10 protein-coding genes and 1 tRNA gene are annotated in these 9254 nt (G+C 39.1%); all 11 read left to right on the top strand.

All coding sequences use genetic code 11. The features are described 5' to 3' along the window. Positions 1-181 precede the first annotated feature (181 nt). The 11 genes from rsmG to HMPREF9707_RS04520 all read left to right on the top strand — a co-directional run bounded on the left by rsmG (position 182) and on the right by HMPREF9707_RS04520 (position 8990). Positions 182-904, top strand: coding sequence for a 16S rRNA (guanine(527)-N(7))-methyltransferase RsmG (gene rsmG, locus HMPREF9707_RS04570; RefSeq protein ID WP_006701519.1), 723 nt, complete (start codon positions 182-184; stop codon positions 902-904). A gap of 34 nt (positions 905-938) precedes the next feature. Then, complete coding sequence (locus HMPREF9707_RS04565; RefSeq protein ID WP_006701518.1) at positions 939-1703, top strand: ParA family protein; 765 nt, start codon at positions 939-941, stop codon at positions 1701-1703. Beyond that, a complete protein-coding gene (locus HMPREF9707_RS04560) occupies positions 1693-2574 on the top strand; it encodes a ParB/RepB/Spo0J family partition protein (protein ID WP_006701517.1) in 882 nt (293 codons plus the stop codon). The genes HMPREF9707_RS04565 and HMPREF9707_RS04560 overlap by 11 nt, the downstream gene beginning before the upstream one ends. 13 nt (positions 2575-2587) lie before the next feature. Then, a complete protein-coding gene (locus HMPREF9707_RS04555) occupies positions 2588-2788 on the top strand; it encodes a DUF951 domain-containing protein (protein WP_006701516.1) in 201 nt (66 codons plus the stop codon). A 27-nt stretch (positions 2789-2815) separates the two neighbouring features. Continuing rightward, positions 2816-3916 (top strand): redox-regulated ATPase YchF, encoded by a 1101-nt coding sequence (gene ychF / locus HMPREF9707_RS04550; protein ID WP_006701515.1) that lies wholly within the window; start codon positions 2816-2818, stop codon positions 3914-3916. A 13-nt stretch (positions 3917-3929) separates the two neighbouring features. Further along, positions 3930-4724 carry a DUF1129 domain-containing protein gene (locus tag HMPREF9707_RS04545; RefSeq protein ID WP_006701514.1) on the top strand — a complete coding sequence of 265 codons (795 nt, stop codon included), beginning with the start codon at positions 3930-3932 and terminating at the stop codon, positions 4722-4724. Between the two features lie 46 nt (positions 4725-4770). Beyond that, positions 4771-5463: a response regulator transcription factor gene (locus HMPREF9707_RS04540; RefSeq protein ID WP_006701513.1), complete on the top strand. Its 693-nt coding sequence runs from the start codon at positions 4771-4773 to the stop codon at positions 5461-5463. Beyond that, positions 5453-6628 carry a sensor histidine kinase gene (locus HMPREF9707_RS04535; RefSeq protein ID WP_006701512.1) on the top strand — a complete coding sequence of 392 codons (1176 nt, stop codon included), beginning with the start codon at positions 5453-5455 and terminating at the stop codon, positions 6626-6628. Before HMPREF9707_RS04540 ends, HMPREF9707_RS04535 begins: the two co-directional genes overlap by 11 nt. Further along, complete coding sequence (locus HMPREF9707_RS04530; RefSeq protein WP_006701511.1) at positions 6615-7928, top strand: D-alanyl-D-alanine carboxypeptidase family protein; 1314 nt, start codon at positions 6615-6617, stop codon at positions 7926-7928. The genes HMPREF9707_RS04535 and HMPREF9707_RS04530 overlap by 14 nt, the downstream gene beginning before the upstream one ends. An 89-nt stretch (positions 7929-8017) precedes the next feature. Next, positions 8018-8090: transfer RNA gene (locus HMPREF9707_RS04525), tRNA-Thr, on the top strand. 141 nt (positions 8091-8231) lie between these two features. Further along, entirely contained in the window at positions 8232-8990 is a 759-nt protein-coding gene (locus tag HMPREF9707_RS04520; RefSeq protein WP_006701510.1) for a nitroreductase family protein, read from the top strand. The last annotated feature ends 264 nt before the right edge of the window (positions 8991-9254 follow it).

The raw sequence follows: 9254 nt of genomic DNA, 5'->3' as shown, positions 1-9254 counted from the left end.
TACTAACAGTATAGCAGAGGGTTATCTTTTTTGCTTTTAGCTTACCAACAGTTATTTTACACTAAGTCACAATTTTGGCTGACTTTGACCGCTTAAAAACATTGCAAAATCGCTGTTTTTCAGTTAAAGTATATTAAGCGTGAAACATTTGTTTCACAAAAAAGATTAAAGGGGTAATAGAATGAATCCCAAAGAATTTGCAACAATCCTTGCGCAAAAAGGTATTGAATTAACAGCACAACAATTACAACAATTTGAACAATATTTTGAGTTGCTAGTTGAATGGAATCAAAAGATGAATTTGACGGCAATTACGGAACAAGAAGAAGTCTATTTGAAACATTTTTATGATTCATTAATGCCATTGTGGCTCGTCCCAGAACGATTTGAAGGAGAAGTTCGAATCGTTGATATTGGTGCGGGAGCTGGATTTCCAGGAATCCCGCTAAAAATTGTACAACCTGATTTACAATTAACGATGGTCGATTCATTGAATAAACGTGTAACTTTCTTAAATGAAGTGATCGACCAGTTAGGCTTGACTCATACAGAAGCGATCCATGCGCGGGCGGAAGATTTTGGGCACGATCGAAAGCATCGTGAACAATACGATATTAGTATTGCTCGGGCAGTGGCAGGGTTGAATGTTCTAGCGGAGTATTGCTTGCCACTCGTGCGAAAAGGTGGTTATTTTATCGCGTTAAAAGGACAAAAAGCCCAACAAGAATTAGAAGAGGCACAGGGATCTTTGCTAAAGTTGGGGGCTAAATACGAAGAAAGCCATCATGAGCTTTTACCAATTGAAGAAAGTGAACGCGAAATTTTGAGTATCCGTAAAACATTAAATACCCCGAATAAATATCCGCGTAAAGCTGGTAAACCAACTAAATCGCCTTTAAAATAATTGAATCTATATATAACAGAAAGGAACGAAATCGATGGGAAGAATGATATCAATAGGGAACCAAAAAGGGGGCGTGGGTAAAACCACTACCACTGTTAACTTAGGTGCTGCTCTCGCAACATTAGGGAAACGTGTCTTAATTATCGATTCGGATTCACAGGGAAATGCTACTAGTGGACTAGGGATAGAGCGTGGCATTATTGAACATAGTTTATATGATATTTTAATCGACAAAGTTCCAGCTGAATCGGTGGTACTTCCAACATCGATTGATAATTTGCATATTATTCCGTCTACCATTCAATTAGCAGCCGCTGAAATTGAACTCGTGAACTTAGAGAATCGTGAATCCCGACTCAAAGAAGCGATGGTGAATTTACGGCATGATTACGATTATATTTTAATTGACTGTCCACCTTCACTGGGGCAATTAGCGATCAATGCGTTTACCGCGAGTGATACGATTTTGATTCCAGTTCAAGCAGAGTATTATGCCTTAGAGGGATTAACGCAATTGTTAAATACGATTCGTTTAGTCCAAAAAACTTACAATCGAGATTTCAGAATTGAAGGGGTCTTGATTACGATGTTAGATTCACGGACAAATTTAGGATTCGAAGTGGTTGAGGAAGTACGTAAATATTTCCATGAGAAAGTCTATCAAACCGTCATCCCTAGAAATGTTCGACTCTCAGAAGCACCGTCCTACGGTCAATCAGCGATTGAGTATGACTCTAAATCGCGTGGCGCTCAAAAATATATGGAATTAGCAGAGGAAGTGATCGGTAATGACCAGTAAGAAAAAACGTGGCGGCCTCGGTCGCGGAATGGATGCCTTATTCCAAGGATTAGAGGAAACACCTGGAGAAAACGAATATATCCAAGAAATACCATTGAATGAAATTCGTTCTAATCCATATCAACCACGAAAACATTTTGACGAAGAAGCTTTACAAGAATTAGCAGATTCGATTAAACAAAGTGGTGTTTTTCAACCGGTAATTATTCGCAAGTCGACGGTTAAAGGCTATGAATTGATTGCTGGCGAGCGTCGTGTGCGTGCGAGCCGTCTGGCAGGGAATCAAACAATCCCGGCGATTATCCGTGATATGGACGAGCAACAAATGATTGAGATTGCGGTGTTAGAAAACTTACAACGGGAAGATTTAAGTCCATTGGAAGAAGCAGAAGCCTACCAAGTCCTAATGGATAAACTTGCATTAACTCAAGTTGAAGTGGCAGAACGCATGGGCAAAAGTCGCCCTTATATTGCTAACTATCTAAGGCTATTATCACTACCTGAAGAGGTGAAGCCTTATGTTGGTAAAGAATTGTCTATGGGACAAGCACGAACGATTTTAGGACTCAAAGATAAAAATCAAATTACGCAAGTCGCAGAGCGCGTTATTAAAGAGGGATTGACCGTACGCCAATTAGAGGATCTCGTTCAGCAACTTAATGCAACGTCTAAAACGAAATCAAATGAGAAAAAGACTCACCCTGAAGTGCAAAAACCGCAGCATATTTTGGCGATTGAAGAACGTTTCGAAGAAATACTGGGAACGAGTACCCAAATTGTTCAACGTGGAAAGCGTGGAAAAATCGAGATTGAATTTTTATCGGAAGAGGATTTAATTCGTATTTTAGATTTATTGAAAATCGAGATATAAAGGAGCAAAGACGATGCAATTAGATTATAATAAAGGAGACATCGTTGAGATGCGAAAACCGCATGCTTGCCAAACAAATCGTTGGCAAATTACACGCATGGGAATGGATATTCGAATTAAATGTCTCCACTGCCAACATGTGGTGACGCTAGCGCGTCGTGATTTTAATAAAAAATTAAAAAAGATTCTTGAAAAATCTTCAACTGAAGAATAATTATAACGAGTAGAAAGAAGTGTAACTATGTCATTAACAGCAGGCATCGTTGGGTTACCGAACGTTGGTAAATCCACATTATTTAATGCAATTACTAAAGCGGGTGTCGAAGCGGCCAACTATCCTTTCGCCACGATTGATCCGAACGTAGGGGTGGTTGAAGTTCCAGACCGCCGTTTACAAGCAATCAGCTCGGTGATTCCACCGCAAAAAATTATTCCAACGACCTTTGAATTTACCGATATTGCAGGAATTGTTAAAGGTGCTAGTAAAGGTGAAGGATTAGGGAATAAATTCTTAAGCAATATTCGTGAAGTTGATGCGATCTGTCATGTGGTTCGTTGCTTCGATGATGAAAATATTACGCACGTGGATGGTCGTGTTGATCCGATTGAAGATATTGAGACCATTAACTTAGAGTTAATCTTAGCCGATTTAGAATCCATCGATAAACGAATTACTCGCGTTGAAAAATTAGCACGATTAAAAGATAAAGAAGCTGTGATGGAATTGAATATTTTGACCCGGTTAAAAGATGCCCTCGAACATAACCAAATGGCTAACTCGGTTGAATTCAATAAAGAAGAAGAACCGATTGTACGTGGGTTATTCTTACTAACACGTAAACCAATGCTTTATGTAGCAAATATCGGCGAAGAAGATGTAGCAAATCCAACAGACAATCCTTATTTAAGCCAAGTCCAAGCGTTGGCAGAGTCCCAAGGAGCGCAAGTCGTGCCTGTCTGTGCAAGTCTGGAAGAAGAGATTGCGGTCTTAGATGACGAAGAAAAAGCATTATTCCTAGAAGAGTATGATATGGAAGAATCTGGTTTAGACAAATTAATTCAAGCAGCTTACTCACTTTTAGGATTAGGAACCTATTTCACTGCAGGAGAGAAAGAAGTACGTGCTTGGACCTTTAAAAAAGGAATGAAAGCACCCCAAGCAGCCGGTGTTATTCATACTGATTTCGAGCGAGGCTTTATTCGGGCAGAGACCGTATCTTTTGATGACTTAATGGCTTCAGGAAGCATGGCCAAGGCGAAAGAAAATGGTTTGTACCGTTCTGAAGGAAAAGAGTATGTCGTTCAAGACGGCGATATTATGCTCTTTAGATTCAATGTATAGAGGTGATAGAAGAATGGAACCACAAGAAAAAAATACACCAATTCAATCAGAAGAAAAGATTATAGAAGAAAACGAAGTAGAAGTAAGTGAAGAAATAGTGCCAACATCCATAGAAGCCACCGATTCATTCAGTGTGATTCCAGGGATTACGCAATCTTTATTTAATCAATTAACAACGAAAAATCAGACCTTTATGGTAGCTGTTCATAAGCAATTAGCTAATCAGTTGGATACGGCATTAAGTCACCAGATTTATGCAGAAATGGTTGAGACCTTAATTGACGGTCAGGCGCATAGCCAGACTGCTCGTCAAATATACGGGACACCGACGGACACAGCAGATGCTATCTTAAAGCAAGAGTATGGCGAAGTTGAACAAAACATGGAGCGCTCGCCGGACTGGCAAATCGGGTTAGATGGTGCGCTAATGCTAGGTTCAATTTATACAATTATTACGGGTGTTGCATTAACTCGGGGTGGCGATCGAATTCAAGCAGAGAATTATATGGGAATCATTAGTATGATTGTGAACTATATTGCCGCTGGTTTTGCGATATTAACATCTTCTAAGTATTTACCAGATTTTGATTCAAAAGATAAGAAAAAACGAGGACTGGGCAAATATTTCTTAGTCTCCTCTTTGTCAATGATTGGGTGGTTCTTAGTTGTGACCGTGACAAGTATTATTCTACCGGCGGCAATTAACCCGATCTTACCGGCAAAATCGTATATTTTGATTGGTTTAATTACCATCGTGACCCGTTATATCTTAAAACGTCGCTGGAATATTCAAGGAACTATTTTTTAAAAAATAAAAAAGCCTTAATTTAAAATAGCTAGAAGGAGGAGTTGCGATGAAAATATTAATTGCGGATGATGAGAAAGATATTTTAGACTTACTTGAAATTTATTTAAGTAATGAAGGATTTGAATCCGTTAAAGCATGTGATGGACAAATGGCGCTCGATTATTTATTGAACGATCCATCGATTGATTTGGCAGTCTTGGATATTATGATGCCAAAAATGACTGGGATCGAAATTGTCGAAGAATTAAGAAAACGCGACCTGAGTATTCCAATTATTATCGCCAGTGCGAAGACGGAAGATAAAGATAAAATTAAAGGCTTGCTTGCCGGAGCAGATGACTATGTTACGAAGCCTTTTAATCCATTAGAAGTGATTGCACGGATCAAATCACTCCTACGACGTCAATATAATTATGCAACCGCTGAAGTGCCTTCAGATACCCTTGAAATTGGTCCATTATTAATCCGTAAAGATTCTCACGAAGTTAAGACGACCGACGGTCAAGAAATCCAATTAACTTTGCTTGAATTTGGCATTTTATACTTGTTAGCAAGTAATCCTGGGCAAGTTTTTAGTGCGGATGAAATCTTTGAATCGGTCTGGAATCAAGAAAGTGTTGTAAGTAATAAGACTGTCATGGTACATGTGAGCCACTTGCGTGACAAGATTGAAGCAGCTACGGGTGGTAATAAAGTGATTCAAACGGTTTGGGGAGTAGGATATAAAGTTGAACGATAATGAAAATAAAATCATGCTCTCAACCGAGATGACACGACAAGATTGGCTTGATTTTATTTCTTATGCGACATTTACATTAGGAATTGTCTTTCTTGTTTATCTTGGGATTATTTTAGGTTTGAATCAATTAATTAATGTGCGCCGTGAGGTATGGGATGGACAAAATGCCTTTCAACGCTACGAACTCTATCGATACAATTACAATATGATCATTACGATTGTTTATTTAGCCTTTGGGTCGCTCCTAGCTTATCGGCGAATCTTGCGACATTATGATGATGTTTTGTTAAATAAAGTAATTAATCATTTAACCTTTATTGCTGAAGGAGACCGATATAATTATCGTATCCAGTTGGTTAAAAATGCTGAAACAAACTTAATTATTCATTCGATTAACGCTTTAATTGCAAATACTGAGCAATCGATTGAAGAAGAGCGTCGGATTGAGCAGACTAAGGATGAGCTAATTGCGAATGTGTCGCATGATATTCGAACACCGCTAACCTCGGTGATGGGATATTTATCCGTGTTAAAGCAACAACAATATCAAACAGACGAAGAGCGAGAGCATTATATCGATATTGCTGTGAATAAAGCCGAAGCGATGAATACCCTAATTAATGACTTGTTCTATTATATTGAATCGAGTCAACCTTCATTTGAGACGAACTACCAGATGATACCGATTCAATTCTTTTTATTTCAAGTTGTCGCAGAATTTGAATTAAGTGCTGCACAATCGGGCGTACGGATGGAAGTCATTGTTGAGCCCGAAGATTTGGAAGTAGAGATGGACCCGGAAAAGATGGTGCGCGTCTACAGTAACTTTATCTCTAACGCTTTAAAATATGGAAACGGTGATTTAATTCGCTTAATTGCATACCGTGGCGTAGGTGAAGAAGAGGGAACCGTCTTCCTTGAGGTGCGAAATAATGGCGATTTGCTCGAAGAATCGGAATATGAACAAATCTTCGAACGCAGCTATCGGACTGAAAAATCAAGAAATACGTCGATTCCAGGCAGTGGACTTGGTTTATCGATTGTAAAGAACTTAGTTGAGGCGCAAAATGGTGAAGTTTATGCAACGGTCGAAGATAATGAGACGGTTTTCCGAGTTATTTTAGAGCCACCTCAATCTGAGGAGGTAAGCCATGAAGCAAATTAAACGAATCTTATTGCGTTGGCTTGTTGTGTGCTGTTTTATGAGTGGTTTTAATTTTTATCCTGCTAAATCAATTGAAGCGGCATTAAATCCACCACAGATTTCGGGTCAAAGTGTTGTAATGATTGACCGGGTCAATGGGCAAATACTTTATCAAAAAGATCGAAAACAGTCGGTTGAAGCGGGATCGATTAGTAAACTTTTAGCCGTATACGTAGCTTATAAAGCCTTTCGAGAACATGAAGCTTGGAATGAGAACACCTATATTGATATTTCAGATCGGGCTTACGAATTAAGTCAAGATTACGATATAAGTAATGTTCCACTACGACAAGATATGAACTATACGATTGATGAGCTCGTTGAATCCATTGCGGTTGGATTAGCGAATGGTTCTACCCTGGCATTAGCTGAATTTATTGCGGGCGATGAAGCGAGTTATGTCAAATTAATGGAACAACAGCTCGATGACTGGGGTATTCAAGATTACGAACTCTTTAACTGTACGGGATTGCCTCGTGATGGCGAGAGTGGTCCGACGAATCGTTTATCGGCAGAGGCCGCAGCCACGATTGCTTATCATTTAGTTCAAGATTTTCCACGTTTTACGGAGTATTCGAAACAAGCGAAGTCTTATTTCAAACCCAAGTCAAGCGATCGCATTGAGATGCTCAATTATAACTATTTAATTCCAGGACGACCGGAAGGTTATGAAGGGGTTAAAGGTTTGATGCCAGGATTCTCTGAGCAGGATGGGACCAGTCTGGTAACTTTATCCGAATGTGATGAATTTGAGGTGATTATTGCGGTTTTAGGAACGGAAGACACAGCTAGATATCAAGATACCGTACGTTTGATTGAATATGCCAATAGTGCATATCGCAGTGAGCGAGTCATTGAAGCGGGACAAATGGTAACACAGATAGGTAAGGTGGATATTGAAGGGGGCGATAAAGCTGATGCCCCACTGCAGTATGCCGCAGATTTAGAGATTGTAATGCCTATTGTAGATACTTTGCCGCGAATCAAGTATCAGTTTAATCCAGATTCGAATTATTTTAATGAATCAGGCTCATTAACGGCACCCATAGAGCAAGGCACTGAGGTTGGTCAAATGCATATTTGTGCGGACGGGCTGACCACTGAATTTATTCCTTCTGGCGCTTCGAATAATGTATCGGTGGCGCTTCAAGAAACGATCTCGGAAGGTGGCGTTATTTCACAATTTTTGAATCGACTCGGTCGTACGATATCCGATATTAATGAGTCAATCCGTCATTTCTTTGTGAATTTATTTAACTAAATAGACAATGCTATTAGAAATTTTTTTAACTTTCCTTCGAATGTCTTGACAATTCGAAAAGTGAGGCATATGATAATAGCATTGTGTTTGCCAGCTTGGCTCAGTAGGTAGAGCAACGCACTCGTAACGCGTAGGTCGCAGGTTCGATTCCTGCAGCTGGCAGTCTGAAACTCGTCATATCAACCTTTCTAAAGGATGGTATGACGTTTTTTGTATTGTTTTAAAATAGATGAAGCGTCTAACTCGTCACATTTATCGACTCATGTTAGAGTATAATTAATATAATTTATAGGAGGATGCGTTATGAACGAAACAATCAAACATCAATTAGCTCACCGTAGTATTTGTTTCTTTAAAGATGAAGTGATTTCTGATGCGCAATTGAGTACATACTTTGAAGTAATGCGCAGAACAGCGACGAGTGTAGGCTTACAATCTTATTCTGCAATTCGAGTGACCGACCCAGCTAAGCGTGCTGCCTTGGCCGAAGTCGCGAATCAAGCTTATTTGAAAGACGTTCCAGAGCTAGTTATTTTTATCGTGGACTGCTATCGAATTCATCAAATTGCCAAAGAAAAAGGACATTCAACTGAGAGAACCGCGACAATGGATCGCTTTTTCCAGGGGGCAGCTGATGCATACTTAGCTGCACAAAATTTAACCAATGCGATTGAATCGGATGGACTCGGTGCAGTTTATTTTGGGAGTATTTTAAATGATCCGGCGAAAATTATCGAAATTTTAGAACTCCCTCAGTATACTTTCCCATTAGTAGGGGTAGGCTTTGGTGTACCAGATGATCATCCTGAATTAAAGCCAAGAATGTCGCTTGATTTTATTTTAGGAGAAAATGGTTATCCATTACATCAAAATTATGTAGAGGCCTTGGCTGACTTTGATGATGAGATGACCCATTACTATGACACACGCCAACGCAACCAACGTTCTGAGACGTATACGAATAATGTATTAAAACAACTGGATCGTTATAATCCGAAAAGAGCTCAAATGCTTCAAGTTGTTGAAGCACAAGGTTTTGATTTAGGCTTAACGGAAGAATAAATATAAAGTTATCCGTTATTTTAAATCGTTGAATAACTCGAGTTAGCTGATCGCTCGAGTTATTTTTATACATTCACTGAGTATTCACTCAGCTTAGTGTAAAATAACTGTTGGTAAGCTAAAAGCAAAAAAGATAACCCTCTGCTATACTGTTAGTAACCAAAACACACAGAAAGTTAGAGGGTTATCCATGAATATTGTAACACAAGTTATGCAAGAAATTAGTAAAATGATGACAGATTTATATCATCAAGCGATTCAAGG

Source organism: Falseniella ignava CCUG 37419, assembly GCF_000301055.1.
Taxonomy (GTDB): Bacteria; Bacillota; Bacilli; order Lactobacillales; family Aerococcaceae; genus Falseniella; species Falseniella ignava.
The sequence above is the reverse complement of the archived record's forward strand: the minus strand, read 5'-3'. Positions and strand labels throughout refer to the sequence as shown.

Coding starts and splice junctions, on each gene's coding strand:
- rsmG (WP_006701519.1), top strand. CDS start 182: ATGAATCCCAAAGAATTTGCAACAATCCTTGCGCAAAAAGGTATTGAA.
- HMPREF9707_RS04565 (WP_006701518.1), top strand. CDS start 939: ATGGGAAGAATGATATCAATAGGGAACCAAAAAGGGGGCGTGGGTAAA.
- HMPREF9707_RS04560 (WP_006701517.1), top strand. CDS start 1,693: ATGACCAGTAAGAAAAAACGTGGCGGCCTCGGTCGCGGAATGGATGCC.
- HMPREF9707_RS04555 (WP_006701516.1), top strand. CDS start 2,588: ATGCAATTAGATTATAATAAAGGAGACATCGTTGAGATGCGAAAACCG.
- ychF (WP_006701515.1), top strand. CDS start 2,816: ATGTCATTAACAGCAGGCATCGTTGGGTTACCGAACGTTGGTAAATCC.
- HMPREF9707_RS04545 (WP_006701514.1), top strand. CDS start 3,930: ATGGAACCACAAGAAAAAAATACACCAATTCAATCAGAAGAAAAGATT.
- HMPREF9707_RS04540 (WP_006701513.1), top strand. CDS start 4,771: ATGAAAATATTAATTGCGGATGATGAGAAAGATATTTTAGACTTACTT.
- HMPREF9707_RS04530 (WP_006701511.1), top strand. CDS start 6,615: ATGAAGCAAATTAAACGAATCTTATTGCGTTGGCTTGTTGTGTGCTGT.
- HMPREF9707_RS04520 (WP_006701510.1), top strand. CDS start 8,232: ATGAACGAAACAATCAAACATCAATTAGCTCACCGTAGTATTTGTTTC.